Genomic DNA, 21,270 nt, shown 5'->3' with positions numbered 1-21,270 from the left:
TGCGGCACGGAAAGTTCGATCACAAATGATGGGTAGACCGCGCGATCGGAGAGAATTCCGCACTCCGCCCCGGGCTCCGGGACGGCCGCTGCCCGGCCGCCGGAACACGCGTCGCCCGACCCTGGTGCGGGTTGCCGGTGCGCCGTAACCTGCACCGTCCGGTCGGCATTCGGCAGAGGCACCATGGAGCGCACGGTGGACCGCATCAACCTCCCGCTCTCGCAGGTCCGGCTCTGGGACAGCCTGATGGATCTCGCCCGGATCGGCGCGCTCCCCAACGGCGGCAACGACCGGCAGGCCCTGACCGACCGCGACGCCGAGGGCCGCACCCTGTTCCAACGCTGGGGCGAGGCGGCGGGGCTGACGCTCACCGTGGACCGGGTCGGCACCATGATCTTCCGCCGCCCCGGGCGCGATCCGAGCCGCAAGCCCGTGGCCATCGGCAGCCATCTCGACACCCAGCCCACCGGGGGCAAGTTCGACGGACCCCTCGGCGTGCTGGCCGGGCTCGAGATCATGCGCGCCCTGCACGAGGCCGGGATCGAGACCGAGGCGCCGCTCCTGCTGATCAACTGGTGCAACGAGGAGGGCGCGCGCTTCGCCCCGCCGATGAGCGGCAGCGGCGTCGCCATGGGCATCGTCCCGGAGGCCGACATCCTGGCGACCCGCGACCTCGCGGGCCACGTCTTCGGCGACGCGCTGCGGCGCATCGGCTGGCAGGGCACGGCGGATCCCGCCGCCCTGCGGGAGATCGGCGCCTATTTCGAGCTCCACATCGAGCAGGGCAAGCGCCTGGAGGAGGCCGGCCTCACCATCGGGGTGGTCGACCGGGCGCTCGCCCAGATCTGGTACGAGATCACCGTGCTGGGCGAGGAGGCCCATGCCGGCAGCCCCATGGCGGGCCGGCGGGACGCGATGATGGCCGCGGCGGCGCTGATCGCCTCGCTGGAGGACATCGCCGAGACGGCGGTCGGCGAGGGGGGCGAGCGCGGCCGCGCCACCGTCGGCGTGCTGAAGGCGGAGCCGGCGAGCCGCAACATCACGCCTGGCCGGGTCTGGTTCAGCCTCGACACCCGCCACGGCGACACCGCGCAGCTGGAGGCGATGGGGACGCGGATCCGCGCCCGGGCCGACGCGCTGGCGGCCGGGCGCGGCGTCACGATCCAGGTCTCGGAGTTCTGGCGGGCGCCCCCGACCCCGTTCGATCCGGTTCTGGTGGATCGCGTCCAGGCGGCGGCGGAGGCGCGGGGCCATGCCTGGACGCGGATGCCGACCGCGATCTACCACGACGCCGTCTACTGCGCCCGTGCGGTGCCGGCGGCTCTGGTGTTCTGCCCCTGCCACGGCGGGATCAGCCACAACGAGGCCGAGAGCATCACGCCGGCCTGGGCCGGGGCCGGCCTGGAGGTGCTGGCCGACGCGGTGCTCGCGACGGCGGGTCTCGCCGCCCCCCGGACCGGGCCGGCCTGAGCCCCGCCCGCACCGGCACCCGCGTACGAACGGAGACTGGGTTCCGCATGTCCGACGACAACGTCATCCGCCCCGCCTTCGGCGTCCCCCGCACCCCCGCGCCGGAACCGGAGCCCGATCCCGCCCAGGCGCCCCTGCGCGTCTTCGGCACGGGGGCCGGCCATCGGGTCGGCCTGATCCGGGACCCGTCGGCGGTCGAGGGCGACGTGATCCGGGTCGTGGTCGGTCCGGAGGACGAGCGGGGGGTCGAGACCGTGGCGCTGCTCCCCGCCGACGCGGAGACCGAGGCCGAGCGGATCGGGTTCGCCATCCTGCGGGCGCTGGAAGTGGTCGAGGGCGCGGTCTGAACCGCCGGGTGGGCGGCGCGCGGTCTCGGAGAGCGGGAGCGGCCGGGGCGAACGGGCGCCGGCGGGAGGGCGGCGGGAGGGAAGGCATGACGGGCGTTCGGATCAGCAGCACGGAGATCGCGATCCCCGCGCGGGCCGGACTGGTCTGGTCCGTGCTGACGGATCTGGATTCCTACCCGGCGTGGAACCCGTATATCCGCAAGGCGGCGGGCCGCCTGCGCGAGGGCGCGCGCTGGCGGCTGGAGCGGACCCTGAACGGCCGCGCCTACCGGACGCGCCAGGTGACGGTGACCGGCTGGGAGCCCGGTCGGCGCCTCGCGTGGCGCGGCGGCCTCACGATGCCGCCCCTGCTCGTCGGCGAGCACGAGGTCCGGATCCTCGAGACCGCCGACGGGGTCCGCCTCGTCCAGGCGGTGGCCGTCGCAGGCCTGCTCGCCCCCGCCCTGGTCCCGTGGCTGCGGACGCGCCTGCAGACCCGGTTCGCGGCGATGAACGAGGCCCTGCGCGACGAGGTCCTGCGCCGGCTGGCCGAGAGCGCCTGACCGCTCCGGTCAGACGACCGGCTTCGGCTTGACGACGGGCGAGCGCGTCAGGCTCTCGATCGCGCGGCCCGGCCGTCCGGCCTTGCGGGCGATCTCTTCCTCCTGCTCGGCGATGAGCTGCCGGGCCGGCTCGTCGCCGTCCAGGCCGCCGAGGATCTCGGCCGGCACACGCCGGTTCGAGGCCCGTGAACCGTCCGTGAAGACGATATCGAACAGAACGGAGCCCCGCTCCTGGGGTCTCGACTTGATGCGTTTGGCCATAGGTGCTGATACGCCGCCGGAATCGGTCGCGGCAAGGTGCGTCGCCGGGCAGGGGGTTGCGCGACGCGCACTGCCGGGTCCGGGCGCCGCCTTGCTCCTGCCGCGATCCCTCCGCCGCCCGTACGGGACGGGCGCCGGCAAGCCGAGGACGTGTGCGTGATACCCTGGGTTCATCTCGATACCGGATCCGTGCCCGGGGGCGGCACCGACCTGCGCCTGATGCGGCGCGGCGACGAATTCGCCATCATGGCCGACACGATCGAGCTCATGAACAACCGGCGCAGCGGTTCCGAGGTGGCGCTCGCGGCGATGACCTGCGCGCGGCTCCAGGACCGGCCCCGGGCCCGGATCCTGATCGGCGGCCTCGGCATGGGCTTCACCCTGCGGGCGGCGCTCGAAGGCCTCGGGCCGGAGGCACAGGTGGTGGTGGCCGAGCTGGTGCCCGCCGTGGTCGCCTGGGCCCGGGGGCCGCTCGCCCACGTCTTCGCCGGCTGCCTGGACGATCCGCGGGTCGACCTGCAGGAGGCCGACGTCAACCGCCTGATCCAGGCCGGCCCGGCGCGCTACGACGCGATCCTGCTCGACGTCGACAACGGCCCGGAGGGGCTGATGCGCAAGTCGAACGACCGGCTCTACGACAATTGGGGCCTGAAGCGCGCCCGCTGGGCCCTGCGGCCGGGCGGCATCCTGGGCGTCTGGTCGGGCGCCCCGGACCGGAAGTTCAAGAGCCGCCTGCAGCGCTCCGGCTTCGCGGTCGACGAGCAGCGCGTCCACGCGAGCGGCCGGGGCAGCGGCCCGAAGCACGTGGTCTGGCTCGGGACCCGGACCGAGGGGCAGGCCGAGACTCGGGGCGAGACTCGGGGCGAGACTCGGGGCGAGGCTCGGGGTGAGGGCCGGAGCGAGGGCCGGCCGGCGGGCGGCGCCGGACCGCGCGGACCGGCCCAGGGCCGGCGGCCGGCGCGCTAGGGCCGTTCCCGCACGGGGTGCAACCGGGTTCTGTGATTCCCCACCGCGGGGTGACGGGACCGACGATGCGGCCTCCGCGGCGTTCCGATCCACCCCTCTCCGCCTGAGGGGCCCGCGCTCCGGCCCCTCCGGAGGACGGGGGCGGGTCGGACGGCCGGCCCTGGTCCGGAGCGCGCCCTAGCAACGCGGGGAGAACGGCTCTCGCGAACGGGACTGACGCCCAGGGTCGCACCCCCTGTCCCGATGCGGGACGCTTCCGCACATTCCCAGCATGGGTGCGACGGGCGGGCATCTCTACACGGTCGAGGTCAGGCCAAGCCGGCATGATCCCGGCCGCTTCACCTGGGCGATCCGCGACCGCGGCAAGCTGGTCCGGGGGTCGTTCCGCCCGTACACCTCCGAGCACGCGGCACGCGCCGTCGCGGAGGCGGAGATCGAGCGGCTCATCGGCCAGGATGGTCGGTCCGGGGGGGCCTAGATCCCGTTCTCGTCCACCCGCCACCGCCAGATCCGCGTGCAGGGCGCCCTGCGCGTCGCGCGGTCCGTCCGCGATCCCGCGCCGTGACATGCTTCAGGTGCATGGCTGAACGGCCCAACAGGGTAGCATATGCATATCTCCCCGGCGTCCGATCCGTTGCATGCCGCACTGCGGTATCCTATCTTTGCATTGCGGGATGGCGATGGCGTCGCGATCCCGCTGCCCTTCTTGGGCGTTTCCTCCCTAGACTTCGGGCCGCTCCTTCGGGAGTGGCCTTTTTTGTTTGCGCCGACGCACGGTTCGGTGGCGCGGAACCGGGAGCTTGGCGGTACGTTTTTCCGCCATGGAACACTACCGCTCCACCCTCGGTACCACTGCCGTTGCCGTATTCGGGCTGGTGGCGGCCGCGCATATTCTGCATCCGGGCAATTACGAGGTGCAGACACGCCCTGCACGTCCGGTCGTGACGGCTGCGGCACCAGTCGCGCCGGCCGCCTGGGTGAATCCCCCGGCCCACGCGTCCGCACCGGAGACCACGGGGGCGCTGGCGGCTGTCCCGACGCCGCGGATCGCCGCCGCGGTTCCCTCCACGGCGATGCCGACCGCGCCGCTTCCGGCCGAGATGGCACGTCCGGCCGAACCGCTGCGGAAGGCCGTGGCGACGCATCGGCCGAAGGGGGCGGAGCGTGGGTCGCGCCGGACTGCCCGGCTTCGCCACGCCGCACTCGAGCGTACCGCGCAATCCGATCGGCCGGCCGTCGTCGCGGCGGCCCCCCAGACGGCCCCGGTGGCTGCCCCGTCCCCGAAGATCGATCCGATCGGCGACATCATCCGCGGTCTCGGCCTCGGTCGCGACGGCTGAGCCGCGCCGCGATGCCCCGACTCCGACGCGGCGGAAGGGTGCGTCGCGCACGGGATGGCGAGATCCGTCGGCTGGTCCCGGGGCGGGTGCGCATCGCCGGTGCGCAGGGCGATGCTGTCGCCACGGCGCAGATATAAGTCGGTCGTGATGGACCGGCCCGCCGACGGCAGAACGAACCGGGTGGCGGCGGGTCGCTCGGCTTAGGCGGTCGCCCGGGCGATGCCCATTCCGATCGCAGCCCCTGTCATCTTCGGCGCAAGAGAGGGCGTCATCTGTTTGGGTCGTCGCCGTCCAGGGTGGCGCCGGGGCAGTCGCGCGCCGCCAGGGCGCTGCGGACATGCTCGCGGAAGACCTGGACGCGGGCGGGCAATTCGCGCCCCGCGAGGGTGACGGCGCGCAGATGCGCGCCGCGGGTCGCCCAGGGGCTGAGCACCCGCAGGATCTCCCCCGCCTCCACGGCGCGGGCGGCGACGAGGCTCGGGAGATGGCCGATCCCGGCGCCCGCCAGGGTCAGCCGGTGCGCGGTGGCGAAGTCGCTGACCCGGATGGCCGGGCTCAAGGCCAGCGGCTCGGTACGGCCCTGCCCGTCGGTCAGCACCAGTCCCGCCGTGCCGATCCGCTCCCGGGCGAGGATCAGGTCGTGGTCGTGCAGGCCCGCGAGGTCCGTCGGGGCCGGGCGGCGCAGCAGATAGGCGGGGGCGGCGTAGAGGCCGAGAGCCAGGGTCGCGAGGACCATCGCGCGGTAGCCGGTCTCCTCCGCGCCGCCGAGACGCAGGGCGAGGTCGATCCGGTTGGCCGCGAGGTCGAGGCGCGCGTCGGTGTTCAGCATCTCCACGGTGATCTGCGGGTAGGCGGTCCGGAAGCTCGCGACGATCTCGGGCATCACCTCGATCCCGAAATCGATCGAGGTCGTGATCCGCAGGTGCCCGGTCGGCACCGTGCGGGCGTCGCGGGCGGTCTCGGCCGCCTCGTCGAGGAGGGTCAGGCTCTCCTGCGCCTTGGCGTAGAAGGCCAGCCCCTCGGCCGTCGGCGAGACCGCCCGTGAGGTGCGCGCCATCAGCCGGGCGCCCAGCGCCTGTTCCAGGCGGGAGATCCGTCGGCTGACGCTGCCCTTGGTCTCCTGCAGGCTCGCGGCCGCGGCCGTCACCGTGCCGAGATCGACGACGGCGCAGAAGGCCCGCACATCCTCGAGTCCGCCCCGGAAGGTTTCCGTTCTCGCAACCATGGGGTTCCGGATAGCAGGCTCAACCGGTGCCGTGAACGGGTCTACAGGGCTGCTGCGGCGCAGCGAATCGCGCTCGACCGTCTGCTCTGCAGGAGACACCCTTGAAGTCGATTCTTGCCTCCGGCCTGCTGGCCCTGCTGGTCGCCACCCCGGTCGCCACCTCGGCGCTGGCCCAGACCCCGCCGACCCGCGATCCGGCGCAGATCCAGGCCGGCACCTACGCGGTCGATCCCGGCCACACCCAGGTCGGCTGGCGCGTGTCCCATATGGGCTTCTCGAACTATGCCGGCGGCTTCTCGGACGTGTCCGGCACGCTGGAGCTGCAGCCGAAGAACCCGGCGGCGGCCAAGCTCTCGGTGAAGATCCCGGTCGCCTCGGTGACGACCACCAGCGCCAAGCTCACCGACGAGCTCAAGGGCGACCAGTGGCTCGACGCCGCCAAGTTCCCCGACATGACCTTCGTGTCCACCAAGGTCACGCCGGCCGGCAAGGACCACGCGAAGGTGACGGGCGACCTGACGCTCCACGGCGTGACCAAGCCGGTGACGCTGGACGTCACCCTGGTCGGCGCCGGCGTGAACCCGCTGAGTAAGAAGTATACGGTCGGCTTCGAGGCCACCGGCACGCTCAAGCGCTCGGAGTTCGGGGTGAAGACCTACGTGCCGCTGATCGGCGACGAGCTGCACCTCACCATCGCGGGCGCCTTCGAGAAGCAGGACTGACACCGGGGGATCGGCCATGGCGAACGGGGTTTCCGCGCGGCGGTACTCCGCCGTGGCGATCCTGCTGCACTGGGCGAGCGCGCTCGCCGTGCTCGTCCTGATCGGCCTCGGGCTGACCATGACGCACGCGGCCCTGGCGCCGCTGCGCCAGTTCCAGCTCTACCAGTGGCACAAGTCGGTCGGCGTCACGGTGCTGGCGCTGACGGTCCTGCGCCTCCTCTGGCGCCTGACCCACCGGCCGCCACCGCACCCGGTTGGGATGCCGGCGCGGGAGCGGCGGGCGGCCGCGGCGGCGCATCACCTGCTCTATCTGCTCCTCGTCGGGCTGCCCCTGACCGGCTGGGCCGTGGTCTCGCTGTCGCCGTTCAACATCCCGACGGTGCTCTACGGCCTCGTCCCCTGGCCGCACCTGCCGCTGGCGGCCCACGTCCCCGACCCCGCCGCCGCCGAGGGCCTCCTCAAGCAGGTCCATGCCCTGGGGGCGTGGTTCCTGGCGGCCCTCCTCGCCGTCCACGTGGCGGCCGCCCTGCGCCACCATTTCCTCCTGCGCGACGACGTGCTGCGCCGCATGCTGCCGGGGCGCCGGCCGTCGACCGCCCCGATCGTGGAGCCCACCCGATGAACGCGCGTCACCTCTGCCTGCTCGCGGCGCTGCAGGGCGCGTTCTTGGGCGCGTTCCTGAGCGGGGTCCTGCCGGCCGCCGCCGCCGAGTGGGCGGTGGATCCGGCCCGGAGCGCGATCCGGTTCTCGGGCGTGCAGGTCGGCGTCCCGTTCACCGGGCGGTTCGAGCGGTTCACGGCCAGCGTGGATTTCGACCCCGCCAAGCCCGAGGCGGGGCACGCGCTCGTGCTGGTCGACCTCGCCAGCGCGCGGACCGGGGACGTCCAGCGCGACGAGGCCCTGCCGCAGAAGGACTGGTTCGACGTCAAGGCGGCGAGCCAGGCGCGCTTCGAGGCGACCCGCTTCGTCGACAAGGGGCAGGGCGACTACGCGGCAGTGGGGACGCTGACGATCCGCGGCACGAGCCGGCCGGTGACGCTGCCGTTCCACCTGACCTTCGACGGCGGCGCGGCGCATGCCGTGGGGCGCGTCGGCCTCGTCCGCACCGAGTTCGGCGTCGGCCAGGGGGCCTGGGCCTCGGGCCAATGGGTGGCGCTCGATGTCGGCGTCGAGGTCGACATCGTCGCGACGGCGCAGCCGGCCTCCGGCCACTGATCCCGGCCCCGGTCGACTCCTTCGGCGGGTGTCACGCGCTCCGTCATCGCGAGCGCAGCGAAGCGACCCAGGGTAGCGCGCCCTCCGTAAGTGTGGCGCTCCTGGATCGCTTCGCTGCGCTCGCAATGACGGCGGCCGGGCGTCGGACGCCGCCCCGTCCCGGCCCGCTACCCCGGCCGGTCCTCCGACCCGGTGCCCAGCGCCCGCTGGACCATGACGCTGTCCGACCAGTGGCCGTACTTGAAGCCCACCGCCCGCAGGTAGCCGACCCGCTCGAACCCGCAGGCCTCGTGGAGCCGCAGGGACGCCGCGTTCTCGGCGTCGATGTAGCCGATCATCTGGCGGTAGCCGCCGGCCGCGCAGGCTTCGATCAGGGCCGGCAGCAGCCGGCGGCCGATCCCGGCATGCAGGTGGTCGGGATGCACGTAGATCGAGTGCTTCAGCGTGTAGCGGTAGGCCGGGCGTTTCCGGAACGGCACCGCGTAGGCGTAGCCCGCCACCGCGCCGTCCCGGTCGGCCACGAGGTGGGGCAGGCGCTTCTTGCGCATGGTCTTGCGCCGCCGCTTCAGGTCGTCGGGAAGCAGACGGTCCTCCTCGGCGACGCCGACATCGCTCACGCCCCTGCTGATGTGGTGCTCGTAGATCGCCACCATCGCCTCGACATCCGCATCCGAGGAGGCGCGGATGACGATGTCGGGGCAGGTGCGGGCCGGGACCAGGCCGGGCGTCTCGACCTCGATCTCCATCAGGCCCCCTCGCGTGCCACGTAGGTGTGGAAGCGGATCCGCCCGTCCGGATCGACCTCGCGGTAGACGCCCTGGATCTCGGCCTCGAAGCCCGGGAACAGGTTGGCGGAGGCCTCGAACATCTTGAAATAGTCGAGCATGGGCTTGGCCCGGTCGTCCAGGCGCTCGCCCGGCAGCACCGTGCCGATGCCCGGGGGATAGACCAGCATCAGCGTGGTGGCGATCCGCCCCTCGGCCTCGGCGATCGGCACGTAATCCACCTTGTTGCGGGTCAGCAGCTGGGCGGCCTTCTTGGGCGGCATCACCATCTCGGGCAGGTGCTCCGGGGCGAACTGGCGCCGCTGGAGCGTGGAGGTGCCGGCCTCCCGGTGGAAGGCGTGGAATTCGGCGCAGAGGTCGCGCAGGCGCACGCCGCGGTAGCGGTTCGGCCGGCGGTTGACGAATTCCGGCATGGCCTCCTCCAGCGGGACGTTGTCGTCGTGGAGCCGCTTGAAGGCGACGAGGCCCGAGATCAGCGTGCCGGCCTTGGAGGATTCGACCCCCGGGGTCAGCAGGAAGAGCAGCGAGTTCAGGTCGTTCTTCTCGGCGACGATCCGGTTCTCACGCAGGTACTGGGCCACGATCGGCGCCGGCACGCCGTGCTGGGCGTAGGCCCCCGTGTGCCGGTCGAAGCCGGGGGTGAGCACGGTGAGCTTGTTCGGGTCGGTGATCGCGTAGCCCGGCGCCACGTGGGTGAAGCCGTGCCAGCGGGCGCCCGGCTTCAGCTCCCAGTGGCGCGGCGTGGCGGCGAGTTCGTCGGTCGGCACGCTCTCCCACGGCACCTCGGCCCCGTCGGCATTCACCGTCACGTCCGGCACGAAGGGGTCGAAGAACCAGCGCCTTGCGGGATCGCGTTCGTTCTCCTCGAATTCCCGCCGGATCGCCCGGACCTTCTTGCGCCACTCGATCCCGAGCCGGATCGTGTCGTCCCACAGGATCATGCCGGAGCGGCCCTTCATCATCTGGGCGCCGACGTCGAGGGAGGCGAAGAGCGGGTAGAAGGGCGACGTGGAGGCGTGGACGAGGAAGCTCTCGTTGAGCCGCTTGTGCTCGACCCGCCGGGTCTGGCCGCGGATATGCCCGTCGCGGGTGTGGATCTGCGAGGCCTGGGAGAAGCTCGCGAGCTGCTTGTGGGTCGATTGCGTGGCGACGATGCCGGGCGAGGTCTCGTCGAGGCCGGTCAGCCCCATGGCGAAGCGGCGGGCGTAGAGCGGGTGGAACTTCATGAAGCCCGCCCAGGCCTCGTCGAACAGGATGTAGTCGCAGAGGTGGCCGATCTTCTCCAGGATCTCCTGGGCGTCGTAGATCGTGCCGTCGTAGGTGCACTGCTCGATCACCGCGACGCGGAACGGCCGCTCCCGGCGCCACGCCTCGGGATCGGTCACCAGCGGGTTCCGGCGGATCTTCTCCCGGATCCGGGTCTCGTCGAGGGCCTCATGATACATGGGGCCGATCAGGCCGTAGGCGTTCCGGTCCGTTTCCAGAAAGATCGGGATGCCGCCGCCCAGGAACAGGGCGCCGTGATGCGCCGCCTTGTGGTTGTTGCGGTCGAACAGGACGAGGTCGTCCTCCGCGATCAGCGAGGACAGGACGATCTTGTTGGAGGCCGAGGTGCCGTTGAGGACGAAGTAGGTCTTCTCGGCCCCGAAGATCTTCGCGGCCTCCTTCTGGGCCTTCAGCGCCGGGCCCTCGTGGGTCAGCAGGTCGCCGAGGTCGAGGACCGAGTTGTCGAGGTCGTCACGGAAGATCGCTTCCCCCAGGTGCTCCACGAAGATCCGGCCGATCGGCGACCGGTTGTAGAAGATGCCGCCGTTGTGGCCCGGGCAGGTCCAGAGCTGGTTGCCCTTCTCGGCGTAGTCGACGAGCGCGCCGAAGAACGGCGTCTTGAGGGTCTGGGCGTATTGCGTGACCCGGCTGACGAGGCCGCGGGCGATGAATTCCGGGGTCTCCTCCGCCAGGAAGATGTAGCCGTCGATGAAATCGAGCAGTTCGACCGGGATGTCCTCCAGCCGCTTGCGGCGGACCATGATGACGATCGGCATCTCCAGGCCGCGCTTGCGCATCATGTCGATGAGGGCGGCGGCCTTGCCGTCGAGGCCGCGCTTGCCCCAATCGACCACGAGGCAGCCCACCGCGGCGTCGGTCTGCACCGCGATGGCCGCGTCCTCGACCCGCCGGGCGCGCACCACCTCGAAGCCGCGCTGCTCCACGGCTGCCACGATCTGATTGACGCGCGCCCCTTCGAGATCGTCCGGATCGAAGGCGGGGGCGCACATCAGGACCGTGAAGCGACGGTGGAAGTCCATGGAGCCCTCTCTGGCCTCGGATGCAGCGCGTGGCTTTCCGGCCCGTCTGCGACGATTGCATGACAACGTGCGCGGCGGGCGGTCGTGGTGCGGACGAAAGGGCTTGATCCGGGCGCGGTCGGAGCCGTTGGACCGCGGCCTTCCCACCCGCGCCCTCATCCTGAGGTGCCGGTCGGAGATCGGTCGCGCGGCCCGCGGCGGCAACCCGTCTCAGGGTATCACAGGGCGCGCCGCCGCGCCCAGACATCCGGATTGACCAGTCCGCCCGGCCGCCGGCCTGCCAGCACGTCGACCACGCGGCCGGCGGCGGTTTCGGCGGTGCGGATCAGGGCCGACCCGGTGGAACCGCCGACATGGGGCGTCAGGATCGCCCGCGCCTGACGGGCGAGGGGGTGGTCGGCCGGCAGGGGCTCCTGCGCGAAGACGTCCAGCCCGGCGCCCGCGATCGTGCCGGATTCCAGCGCCTCCACCAGGGCCGCCTCGTCGATCAGACCACCGCGGCTGGTGTTGATCAGGAAGGCGTCCCGCTTCATCCGGGCGAGCTGGTCCCGGCCGATCAGGCCGCGGGTGGCAGGGGTCAGGGGCACGTGCAGGGAGACGATGTCGGCCTCCGCGAGGAGCGCGTCCACCGAAGGAGCCCGCAGGGCGCCGGCATTGGCGAAGTCGGCGTCCGGCCGGCTCGGGCCGTAGGCCAGCACCCGCAGGCCGAGGGCCGTGCCGAGCCGGGCCGTCGCCTGCCCGATCGCCCCGAAGCCGACGAGGCCCAGCGTCAGGCCGGCCAGCTCGATCAGGCGGGCGGTGAACTTGAAGCTGTCGTCCCCGCGCCGGACCGAGCGGTCGGCCTCCGGCAGGGCCTTGGCCAGGGCGAAGATCAGCGCCAGCGTCTGCTCGGCCACCGAGACGGCGTTGGCGCCGGGCGTGTTGACCACCACGATCCCGGCCTCGGTCGCCTCGGCGGTGGCGACGTGGTCGGTGCCGGTGCCGTGCACGCCGATCACCCGCAGGGCCGGGGCCGCCGCGATGGCGCGGGCCGGGAAGCCGGTGTTGCGGGTGATGACGGCGACGCACGGGGCGGCCTCGCGGGCCAGGGTCTCGGGATCCGTGCCGCTCGCCGGACGCGGCTCCAATCCGGCCGCCCGCAGCCGGTCGAGGCCCGCCGCGTGGATCGGCTGGACGATGAGGCACGGACCGGTGATCACGGGAAAACCTCTGCACTAGAGGAGGGGTGACAGGCACGTTTCGCGCCGGGCCCGTCTAGGCGGGGTGGGCAACCCTGGCAACCGGGCGCCCCGGTCTCCGCCGCGGCAACCCGATCGGACGCGCGCGATCCACACCCGATCGCGGCCGTGTCGGGCCCCGCACGCCCCGCCCGGCCCGACGATCCCGGCCGCGCGCCTCGGCCGAGCTCTGGCCCGGCCTTCCGCGAAATCGCCGGCTCGACCGTGCGATGATGAGTGAGGCACTGATAATGATGTCGTTCGGCAATGGAATTCAGTATAGAACGCACTCAATATCGATCACGTAGATCGACCCTGCGTGCGCTGAATATAATTATAATTAATCCAAATGTATTTTTGACACACGTAGAGATATTTGCTGCCTTGCTCCGTGATTCGGAGCTTTCGTCACGACAATGCGGTCTCAAGATTTCTCGGTGTCGGTTTCCGCGCGGAACCGGCGCCGGCGGCGCGCGGCCCGGCCGGTTCTCCCGATGGCTGTCCTGCTGGGCTTCGTCGGTTCCGGGCTGCACGCGGCCCGCGCGGAGGAGGCCGGGGCCGGCCGGGAGGTCCAGCTCGACGAAATCTCGGTCGCGAGCGCGGCCGCGCCGCGCGGACCGGTCCCGGCCTATGCCGGCGGTCAGGTGGCGCGGGGCGGTCGCCTCGGCCTGCTGGGCGATACCGAGATCCAGAAGGCGCCCTTCAGCATCGCCAGCTACACCGACACGCTCATCCGGGACCGGCAGGCGCGGACGGTGTCCGAGACCCTGGTCCTCGACCCGTCGGTGCGCGCCACCCAGACCACGGGGGCGCCGTTCGACTCCTTCTCCATCCGGGGCTTCCCGTCCAACGAGAACACCAGCGGCGAGGTCGCCTTCGACGGGCTCTACGGCATTGCCCCGAGCTTCCGCATCTTCACCGACTACGTGGAGCGCATCGAGGTCCTAAAGGGGCCGTCCGCCGCCCTCACGGGGGTGTCGCCGAACGGCGCGGTCGGCGGCGTGGTCAATATCGTCCCGAAGCGCGCCGGCGCGGACCTGACCCGCGTCACCCTGGATTACGGCTCGACCGCCTGGGGCGGCAGCCAGGTCGACGTCGCCCGCCGCTGGGGGCCGGGACGGGAATGGGGCGCCCGCGTCGTCGGCAGCCTGCACGGCGGCGCCACGCCCTTCGACCGCCAGACTGAGACGACCGGCGTCGGGGCCCTGGCCCTCGACTACCAGGGTGACCGGTTCCGCGCGTGGCTCTACCTGCTGGCGCAGACGGACCGCTTCAACGCGCCGCTGCGCCCGTTCCTCCTGCGGGCCGGCGTGCCCGTACCGCGGGCGCCCGACGGTCGCCTGAACCTGACCCAGCCCTGGGAATACTCGGACGTCGACGATCGCGGCGGCCTGCTGCGCACCGAGTACGACCTGACCGATCAGGTCACGCTGTTCGCGGATGTCGGCGGCGGGCAGACCGGAGTGGAGCGGTACTTCCAATCGGCACCGACGATCCTCAACGGCCGCGGCGACACGACCAGCACGCCGCAATTCTACGCCCTCGGCGTCGACCGGCTCACCTACGACGCCGGCGTCCGGGCCCGGTTCGAGACCGGATTCATCCGCCACGCCCTCACGCTTCAGGGCTCCGTGTACGACGAGGCGACGGGACGGCGGTTCTCGCCCGGCCGGGGCGCCTACCTGTCGAACCTCTACGTGCCGGCCCTCGTCCCGTACATCGCGCCGATCTACGGCATCGGCCGGCCCCGCCTGTCCGACAGCACCCTGTCGGGGATCGCGGTGGCCGACACGCTGTCGGCCCTCGACGAGCGCGTCCTGCTGACCCTGGGTGTGCGCCGCCAGCGCGTGGAGGCGCACAATTACCTGTCGAATGTCGGCACGCTGGCCTCGTCGTACGACAAGAGCGCCACGACCCCGATGGTCGGTCTCGTGGTGCGGCCCTGGGACTCGGTCTCGCTCTACGGCAACTACATCGAGGGCCTGAGCCGCGGCGACGTGGCCCCGGCGGTGGCGACCAATTCCGGCACGATCCTCGCTCCCTACGTGGCCCGACAGGTCGAGGCGGGTGTGAAGCTCGATCTCGGCCGGTTCGGCGCCACGCTTGGCGCCTTCCGGATCACGAAGCCCGCGGGCGAACTCGGCCCGCAGGGGCGCTTCGCGGCGACCGGCGAGCAGCGCGTCGGCGGCCTCGAGCTGAGCCTGTTTGGCGAGATCACGCCGCAGGTGCGCGTGGTCGGCGGCGTGACCCTGCTGGACGGACGCCTCGTCCGGACGGCGCTCGCCGCCAATCGCGGGCACCGGCCGATCGGCGTGCCGGAGGCCCAGGCGAGCCTGGGCGCCGAGTGGGACCTGCCCGGGCTGCCCGGCCTGACGCTCAACGGCGCCGTCATCTCCACCGGGCGGCAGTTCGTCGACCTCGCGAACACCCAGGCCCTGCCGGCCTGGGCCCGCCTCGACCTTGGCCTGCGCTACACGACCCTCGTCGCCGAGCGGCCGACGACCTTCCGGGCCAGCGTCCTCAACGTGACCGACGCGCGGTACTGGACCGGGGTCGCGTCGTTCGGCACCTTCTTTCAGGGCGCGCCGCGCACCTACCTCCTGTCGATGGGGGTGGATCTCTGAGCCGGACCGGAGCGGCCATGCTGCTTCTGACGAGCCGCGCGATGTTTCACGGGAAACATTTTCTTAACCCTGAAGGTCGGGCGTGCGGGGGCCGCCCGCTGTTGCAGCGGCGCCGTCGCGGCGCGGCGCCGGCCGGGTTACCACCGGTCCACCATGACCACATCGAGCTGGCGCACCCTCCGCAACGAGCAGGCCCGGGCGCGGCTGGAACGGGCCCTGCCGTCGGTCTTCCCGGCACCGGTCCTTCAGCACGCCTTGGCGCGCCCGCTGATCCCGCCGACACCGCGGCTCGCCGTCGAGAGCTACTGGCGCAACCACATCCTCCGCGCCGACCGGCTGGCCCGGGCGCTGGCGGCCCGCTCCGGGACGCCGGAGGGCTGGACCTGGCAGCTCGGGGCCGAGGGCCGGGCCGGAAGCTTCCGCATGCCGCCGGCACCCTACCGCGATCCGGCCTTCGCCCGCGGCCGGGGCGTCTGCTGCATCTGCGGTCAGCCGGTCTACCGGTTCGGCTGGCACCGGGATCTCTGGGCGCGCGGCGCCCCCAACACCAATGCCGGCTGGCACGCAGCCTGTGTCGCGGCCTGGAAGTTCTGGATCGCGCCGCATGCCCAGGTCCGGGCGCTGAAGCTCCGCCAGCGACATCGCTGCACCACCACCGGCAAACGCCTGCTGAAGACGGCCGAGGTCGACCACACCCTGCCGCTCTACCGGGTCTGGCGGGAACACCGCGACGCGCCCTGGCCGGTGCTGCTCGGCTATTGGGGGGCGCCGAACCTGCAGGTGGTCAACCGCGCCGCCCATGTCGACAAGTGCCGCGACGAGGCGGCCGAGCGCTCCCGGACCGTGCAGCGCGCCCGTTTCCGGGTGGTCGAGGACGAGTCCGGGTTCAGCGTGGTCGAGGAGGAGTGACCGGCCGGCTCAGCCGTCCAGGGCCTCGAAGGCCCGCGACAGGTCGGCCAGCAGGTCGGCTTCCGCCTCCAGGCCGACAGAGAGACGCAGCAGCCCGTCGGTGATGCCCGCGATGGCGCGCGCCTCCGGATCCATGGCCGCATGCGTCATGGTCGGCGGATGGGCGATCAGGCTCTCGACGCCGCCCAGGGATTCGGCCAGCGTGAACACCCGCAGGGCCTCCACGAAGGTCTTCACCGCCGCACGGCCCCCGGCGAGCTCGAAGCTCAGCATGGCGCCGAAGCCCGCCTGCTGCGTCTTCGCCAGGGCATGTCCCGGATCGGTAGGCAGACCCGGGTAATGCACGCGGGCCACCGCCGGATGCGCCTCCAGGAAGGCCGCCAGGACGGCGGCGTTGCGCTGCTGCTGCTCCACCCGCACGAACAGGGTGCGCAGGCCACGGAGTGTCAGATAAGCGTCGAGGGGCGAGCCCGTGACCCCGATCGTGTTCGCCCAGGCGGCGAGTTCCTCCCCAACGGCCTTGTCGGCGGCGACCACGACCCCGCCGATGACGTCGGAATGGCCGTTCAGGAACTTGGTGGTGGAATGGACGACCAGATCCGCCCCGAGGGCGATCGGCTGCTGCAGGGCGGGCGACAGGAAGGTGTTGTCCACCACGGCCAGCGCGCCGGCCGCCTTCGCGTCCGCGGTGATGCGTCGGATATCCACCACGCGCATCAGCGGGTTGCTGGGCGTTTCGATCAGCACGACCTTCGGCCCCTCGGCCAGGGCCGCCGCCCGCGCGTCCAGATCGGTCTGGTCCACGAAGGCCACGCGGTAATGCCCGCGGGCGGCGCGGAAGCTCAACAGCCGGTGAGTCCCGCCGTAGCAATCGTGCGGCGCGACCAGGAGATCGCCCGGCCGCACGCTCGACAGCGCGAGATCGAGGGCCGCCATGCCGCTCGCCACCATGACGGCGCGGGCGCCGCCCTCGAGCTTGGCGATCGTGTCGGCGAGGGCGTCCCGCGTGGGGTTGCCGAGACGCGAGTAGTCATAGGGTCCGGCCTGCTCGAAGGCCGGGAACTTGAAGGTCGTCGACAGGTGGATCGGCGCAATCACCGCGCCGAAGGCCGCGTCCTGGGCCACGCCGTTGGCCGCCGCAACGGTACGGGCCGCAAATCCCTCTGACATCGCCTCGTCCTCCACGCAGAGATCGTCCGCACCGTCCAACCGGAGCGAACGGGCGTTCTTTATGCAGAACGTATCAGACTTTCAAGAGAACGATCCCGCGTTCATGCTGGGAGAGTCAGCGCCCGGTGATGCCACGGCCACGGCGCCATGCCGGCGAAGACCTGTCCCGTCGGATCCCCGCGCGCAGCAGGGCCGCCCCCCGATAACCGAGCATCACGGTGGACAGTCCGTAGCGCAGGACTGTGTCGCCCCGGCGGTCGGGTCGCCACCTTGGCCGGGCATGACGACCGCGTGCCAGTGCCGCAGGCCTTGTGCGTGCTGCGGGGTGAACGCGTCGAACAGGGTGGTCCTGTCGATGGCGGACAGGCGCAGGCCCAGGGCGCCACCGGTCATGCCCGGGGGCTCCGGAGGTCGTGCGGCCGCGTCATCGGGTCCCTCAAGGTCGGCCACGATGACACCCTTTCGCCCGCCCGCCGCGGCGGAGTCAGGCGGTGCGGGTGTCGCGCACCGCCGCCGGTGGCGTCTCGTCCGGCACGGCCGGTGCGGCGGCCCGCACGCCATCGGCCTCCTGCGCCAGGGTGCGGGCCAGGAGACCGGCCCGTCCGGCCCACAGGTCCCGTTCGTCGCGCAGGCCCTCAAGCCGGTCCGCGGAGGCGGCCAGTGCGACGCGCAGGCCGTCGATCTCCGCCCGCAGGTCGGTCGTACGCTGCCGCTCGCTCGCCAGGGCCGCCTTGAGCACACTGAGGGCGGCTTCGGCCGCGCCGCGCGTCCCGGCGGGGCGACGCAGGACCGGTGCGGCCCGCGGCGCCCGATCCGACCCGGCAGGAGCCGGCGCCGGGGCCTGGGATGCGGGCTCCGGACGCAGCCGCGCGATCTCGGCCCGCACCTGCGCGACGTCGAGCCCGGCAGCCGTCCGCGGCTCGGGCCCGGCCGCCAAGGGCGCGCTCTCCACGGGAGCGCTCTTCAAGGGAGCGGCCTCCACGGGGGCGGTCTCCGAGATAGCTGTCGCCACGGGATCGGCCCCCACGACCGGAAATCCCTCTTCCTCGAGAACGAGCCCGTGCAGCATGGCGAAGACCCGGTCGCCGTCGAGGCGCGCGAGGTCGAAGCCGCTCTCGGCCGAGAGGCTGCTGAAGCGGGCCTGCCCGCTGGACGACTGGCCCACGAACGCCATCGACCAGTTGGCGAAGGCGCGGCTCTCCGCCGGGCCGCATTGCAGGACCGTGACGTCGTCGTGCCGCAGGTCGCGCTGGATCCGCTCGAAGGTCGTCTCGACCCCCCGACGCGGACCTTCGAGCACCTGCGCAAAGGCGCCCGCGTTGAACATCAGGGCGCCGGTTACCCCGAGGGCCGCGTTGTTCCGCTGGGACGCGTCCAGGATCTGGCGGACCGCGGCCATCACCTCCGGCTCCGAGCCCTGCAGCAGGTTCTTGCTGGCATAGACGAGACGGTAGAGGTCGCTCATGGCAAGGCGTTCCGAAGGGGAGAGTGATCAGGTCTGCGGAAAGCCGGCGAAGACCTGGCGCAGGTCCTCGGCGGGTACGGGCTTGCTGATGAGGTAGCCCTGCACGTCGGTGCAGCCCTCCAGGCGGATGCGCTGCATCTGCTCGGCCGTCTCGACGCCCTCGGCGACGGTGGTCATGCCCAGGCTCTTGCCCAGGCCGGCGATCGCCCGGATGATCGCCTCGCCGTCGGGCTTGCTGGTCAGATCCTTCACGAAGGAACGGTCGATCTTGATCTTGTCGAAGGGGAACGAGCGCAGGTAGCTCAGCGACGAGTAGCCGGTGCCGAAATCGTCCATGGAGACGCGCACGCCGAGTTCCCGCAGCCGGTGCAGGGTCTGGAGCGTCCTGTCGTTCTCCTGCAGCAGCACGCCCTCGGTGATCTCCACCTCCAGCCGCCGGGCGGGCAGCCCCGAGCCGGCCAGGGCCGAGATGATCGTCTCCACCAGCCGGTCGCTCTTGAACTGCGCCGGCGAGACGTTGACCGCCACCGACATGTGCTCCGGCCAGGTCATGGCGTCGCGGCAGGCCTGGCGGACGACCCACTCGCCGATCGGGACGATGAGGCCGATCTCCTCGGCAAGCGGGATGAAATCGAGGGGCGAGACCAACCCGCGTTCGGGATGGCGCCACCGGATCAGGGCCTCGCAGCCGATCAGCGTGCCGCTCGCGAGCTGCAATTGCGGCTGGAAGTGCAACTGGAATTCCCGCCGGGCGAGCGCCTGCCGCAGGTCGAGTTCGAGCTTGCGGCGCGCCTGCATGCGCGCATCCATCTCCGGCTCGAAGAACCGGTAGGTGCCGCGGCCGTCGAGCTTGGCCCGGTAGAGGGCGAGGTCGGCGTTCTTCAGGAGCCGGTCGGCGTCGGTCCCGTCCTCGGGGGCCAGCGCCACGCCGACGCTGGCGCCGATCGTCAGGAGATGGCCCTCCACCATGTAGGTGCGGCCGATCAGGTCGACGACGCGGCGGGCAAGGGCCTGCGTGCCCGCCGCGTCGCGGATCCCGGCCTGGAGGATGACGAACTCGTCGCCGCCGATCCGCGCCACCGTGTCGGTGGGCCGCACCGTCGAGCGCAGGCGGTCGGCGACCGTCTCCAGCAGCGCGTCGCCGATCGGATGACCGAGCGTGTCGTTGACCGGCTTGAACCGATCGAGGTCGATCAGCAGCAAGGCACAGCACTCGCCCGTGCGCGCGAGACGCGCGAGAGCCTCGGCGAGACGCTCGCGCAGGAGCAGGCGGTTCGGCAGACCGGTGAGGGGATCGCGCCGCGCCATCGCGTCGGCCCGGGCTTCCGTGGCCTTCCGGGTGCTGACATCCTCCAGCGAGACGACCCAGCCGCCCGTCGCGAGGGGATGGAGTTCCACCTGGACCGTGTGGTCCCGGTGCCGCAACTCGAACACGACCGGCTGCCGCCGGGCCAGCGCGCGGCGGAGGCTGCGCAGCAGAGCGCCCCGCGGCGGGGCGGTCCCGGCCCGCAGGGCCCGCAGCAGCGGGATCGCCGAAGCCTGCACCCGCAGCGTGACATTGAGGCCGGCCAGGAGCTGCCGGGCCGGGGCGTTCGCCGCGATGACCGTCCCGGTGGGGTCGATCATCAGCAGACCCTGCCGGACCGCGTCGAGAAAGGGGAGCAGGGGATCGCGCCCGACGCCCCGCTCCGACAGGGGCGGACGCGCCGCCTCCCGGCGCGACAGGTCGGCAGGCTGGGGATCCGCGCGCATGCCAAGGGGCCTCGGAGTGAGCCGCCGGGCAAGCTGCGGCTGGAAACAGGGACTCCATAGATGCGAAGATGCTAATTCCATCTTTAAGGACCAGAAGATCGCGGGCTTGATCTGCGTTCAAGACTGCGAATGCGATCGTGTCGCTCGCCGCCGCCCGGTCCGCTGCGCTCATGCCATGAGCCCGGTACTCTTCAGGGAGCCGCGGGCGGGGGCGGGCGTCGGCGATCGCGGCGATCCGCAGATTTCCGGCCGGAGCGCCCGGCCTGTCGGCCGCGCGAGGGGGATCGGTTCGGGCGCCCGGACAGGACGCTTGCCAGAGCGCCGGTCCGCGGAGGACCCAGGCGATGCGGCGGCGGCGGTCGGTCGGGCGCGGATGCGGAGGTGTGCATCCCGGGCTTGGCCGGCCTGCGCCCGGCCCCTTGCGTCGCGCGGCGAGCCCCACTACATCCGCTTCACCGGACGCGACGGCACGCCGTCCTCCGGTCCTTCCAGCAGCATCGCCGGCCAGCGACGACCCTCAGGGTCGGATGGTCGTCGGACTTGAGCCCAGGCTCAACCCGCACGCGGCGACTGAGGGAGCGTCCATCGTCCAGCGCTTCACCGAAGGGCCCCCGGGCCGTTCTGCGTTGCGCTTTGTCGACGGAGGCACCGGAGACCGGCTCGACCGGTTCGGTTCTTTCGCCGGGAAAAAGGGCGGTTGACACGGAAGTCTGGGGCGGCTTATACGGCGCCTCCCGACGCGGTCCGGAAGAAAAACGGAGCGGGTCGGACGGACTTCCCGAGGTTTAGAAAAGTAGATCTGGCGAAAGCCGAGGTACTTGACTTCTCCTCGAAAGGTAATTACGAGAGTGATTACTGATCTTTGACAAGTTGGAATTGAGGAAGGGAGACGCGGGCGGCGTTTGTCCTTGCGGCCAGGCCTTAGGGTCTGGCGTGAGAGACTTGTGCCGATCT

19 protein-coding genes are annotated in these 21,270 nt (G+C 71.9%); 11 read left to right on the top strand and 8 right to left on the bottom strand.

Going from position 1 to position 21,270, the window contains the following annotated elements; genetic code table 11:
- The first annotated feature begins 183 nt into the window (after nt 1-183).
- The 3 genes from GGQ91_RS18840 (at nt 184) to GGQ91_RS18830 (ending at nt 2,359) form a co-directional block, all read left to right on the top strand.
- Nucleotides 184-1,470, top strand: a complete 1,287-nt coding sequence (locus GGQ91_RS18840; protein ID WP_182592636.1) for a Zn-dependent hydrolase — start codon at nt 184-186, stop codon at nt 1,468-1,470.
- A 47-nt stretch (nt 1,471-1,517) separates the two neighbouring features.
- Complete coding sequence (locus GGQ91_RS18835; RefSeq protein WP_043348759.1) at nt 1,518-1,817, top strand: hypothetical protein; 300 nt, start codon at nt 1,518-1,520, stop codon at nt 1,815-1,817.
- A gap of 86 nt (nt 1,818-1,903) precedes the next feature.
- Nucleotides 1,904-2,359 (top strand): SRPBCC domain-containing protein, encoded by a 456-nt coding sequence (locus tag GGQ91_RS18830; protein ID WP_182592635.1) that lies wholly within the window; start codon nt 1,904-1,906, stop codon nt 2,357-2,359.
- A 9-nt stretch (nt 2,360-2,368) separates the two neighbouring features.
- Here the strand turns inward: GGQ91_RS18830 and GGQ91_RS18825 are convergent, their stop codons facing one another.
- Nucleotides 2,369-2,620 (bottom strand): hypothetical protein, encoded by a 252-nt coding sequence (locus GGQ91_RS18825; protein ID WP_043348754.1) that lies wholly within the window; start codon nt 2,618-2,620, stop codon nt 2,369-2,371.
- A gap of 156 nt (nt 2,621-2,776) precedes the next feature.
- Here GGQ91_RS18825 and GGQ91_RS18820 point away from each other — a divergent pair, with 156 nt between their 5' ends.
- The 3 genes from GGQ91_RS18820 to GGQ91_RS18810 all read left to right on the top strand — a co-directional run bounded on the left by GGQ91_RS18820 (nt 2,777) and on the right by GGQ91_RS18810 (nt 4,926).
- The gene (locus tag GGQ91_RS18820; protein WP_182592634.1) at nt 2,777-3,586 is read left to right on the top strand and encodes a polyamine aminopropyltransferase; all 810 of its coding nucleotides are present in this window, start codon (nt 2,777-2,779) and stop codon (nt 3,584-3,586) included.
- Nucleotides 3,587-3,857: 271 nt separating this feature from the next.
- A complete protein-coding gene (locus tag GGQ91_RS18815) occupies nt 3,858-4,064 on the top strand; it encodes a hypothetical protein (RefSeq protein ID WP_043348747.1) in 207 nt (68 codons plus the stop codon).
- A gap of 322 nt (nt 4,065-4,386) precedes the next feature.
- A complete protein-coding gene (locus tag GGQ91_RS18810) occupies nt 4,387-4,926 on the top strand; it encodes a hypothetical protein (RefSeq protein WP_244538929.1) in 540 nt (179 codons plus the stop codon).
- A 268-nt stretch (nt 4,927-5,194) separates the two neighbouring features.
- Here the strand turns inward: GGQ91_RS18810 and GGQ91_RS18805 are convergent, their stop codons facing one another.
- Nucleotides 5,195-6,151, bottom strand: a complete 957-nt coding sequence (locus GGQ91_RS18805) for a LysR family transcriptional regulator (RefSeq protein WP_043387084.1) — start codon at nt 6,149-6,151, stop codon at nt 5,195-5,197.
- 101 nt (nt 6,152-6,252) lie between these two features.
- On the opposite strand from GGQ91_RS18805, the gene GGQ91_RS18800 reads away from it, so the two are divergent.
- The 3 genes from GGQ91_RS18800 to GGQ91_RS18790 are packed head-to-tail and all read left to right on the top strand — an operon-like array spanning nt 6,253 to nt 8,088.
- Complete coding sequence (locus GGQ91_RS18800; RefSeq protein WP_043759663.1) at nt 6,253-6,873, top strand: YceI family protein; 621 nt, start codon at nt 6,253-6,255, stop codon at nt 6,871-6,873.
- 16 nt (nt 6,874-6,889) lie between these two features.
- A complete protein-coding gene (locus GGQ91_RS18795; RefSeq protein WP_043387087.1) occupies nt 6,890-7,495 on the top strand; it encodes a cytochrome b in 606 nt (201 codons plus the stop codon).
- On the top strand, nt 7,492-8,088 hold the full coding sequence (locus GGQ91_RS18790; protein ID WP_182592633.1) for a YceI family protein: 597 nt from the start codon (nt 7,492-7,494) through the stop codon (nt 8,086-8,088). The genes GGQ91_RS18795 and GGQ91_RS18790 overlap by 4 nt, the downstream gene beginning before the upstream one ends.
- Before the next feature lie 167 nt (nt 8,089-8,255).
- Here GGQ91_RS18790 and GGQ91_RS18785 read toward each other — a convergent pair whose 3' ends face one another.
- The 3 genes from GGQ91_RS18785 to GGQ91_RS18775 all read right to left on the bottom strand — a co-directional run bounded on the left by GGQ91_RS18785 (nt 8,256) and on the right by GGQ91_RS18775 (nt 12,378).
- Complete coding sequence (locus GGQ91_RS18785; protein WP_043348725.1) at nt 8,256-8,834, bottom strand: GNAT family N-acetyltransferase; 579 nt, start codon at nt 8,832-8,834, stop codon at nt 8,256-8,258.
- Entirely contained in the window at nt 8,834-11,179 is a 2,346-nt protein-coding gene (locus GGQ91_RS18780; RefSeq protein WP_043348722.1) for an Orn/Lys/Arg family decarboxylase, read from the bottom strand. The genes GGQ91_RS18785 and GGQ91_RS18780 overlap by 1 nt, the downstream gene beginning before the upstream one ends.
- A 218-nt stretch (nt 11,180-11,397) precedes the next feature.
- A complete protein-coding gene (locus GGQ91_RS18775; protein ID WP_043759665.1) occupies nt 11,398-12,378 on the bottom strand; it encodes a hydroxyacid dehydrogenase in 981 nt (326 codons plus the stop codon).
- Between the two features lie 512 nt (nt 12,379-12,890).
- Here GGQ91_RS18775 and GGQ91_RS18770 point away from each other — a divergent pair.
- On the top strand, nt 12,891-15,020 hold the full coding sequence (locus GGQ91_RS18770) for a TonB-dependent receptor (RefSeq protein WP_182592632.1): 2,130 nt from the start codon (nt 12,891-12,893) through the stop codon (nt 15,018-15,020).
- Nucleotides 15,021-15,173: 153 nt separating this feature from the next.
- A complete protein-coding gene (locus GGQ91_RS18765) occupies nt 15,174-15,929 on the top strand; it encodes a hypothetical protein (RefSeq protein WP_182592631.1) in 756 nt (251 codons plus the stop codon).
- A gap of 9 nt (nt 15,930-15,938) precedes the next feature.
- Here the strand turns inward: GGQ91_RS18765 and metB are convergent, their stop codons facing one another.
- From metB to GGQ91_RS18750, 3 genes are all read right to left on the bottom strand, one after another.
- On the bottom strand, nt 15,939-17,099 hold the full coding sequence (gene metB, locus GGQ91_RS18760) for a cystathionine gamma-synthase (RefSeq protein WP_182592630.1): 1,161 nt from the start codon (nt 17,097-17,099) through the stop codon (nt 15,939-15,941).
- Nucleotides 17,100-17,583: 484 nt separating this feature from the next.
- Nucleotides 17,584-18,564, bottom strand: a complete 981-nt coding sequence (locus GGQ91_RS18755) for a BLUF domain-containing protein (protein ID WP_182592629.1) — start codon at nt 18,562-18,564, stop codon at nt 17,584-17,586.
- Nucleotides 18,565-18,591: 27 nt separating this feature from the next.
- Complete coding sequence (locus GGQ91_RS18750; protein ID WP_182592628.1) at nt 18,592-20,316, bottom strand: putative bifunctional diguanylate cyclase/phosphodiesterase; 1,725 nt, start codon at nt 20,314-20,316, stop codon at nt 18,592-18,594.
- Between the last annotated feature and the right edge of the window lie 954 nt (nt 20,317-21,270).

Source organism: Methylobacterium fujisawaense (assembly GCF_014138435.1).
In the GTDB taxonomy this organism is placed as follows: Bacteria; Pseudomonadota; Alphaproteobacteria; order Rhizobiales; family Beijerinckiaceae; genus Methylobacterium; species Methylobacterium fujisawaense.
Note: the sequence above shows the minus strand (reverse complement) of the source record. Positions and strands in the feature narration are given on the sequence as shown.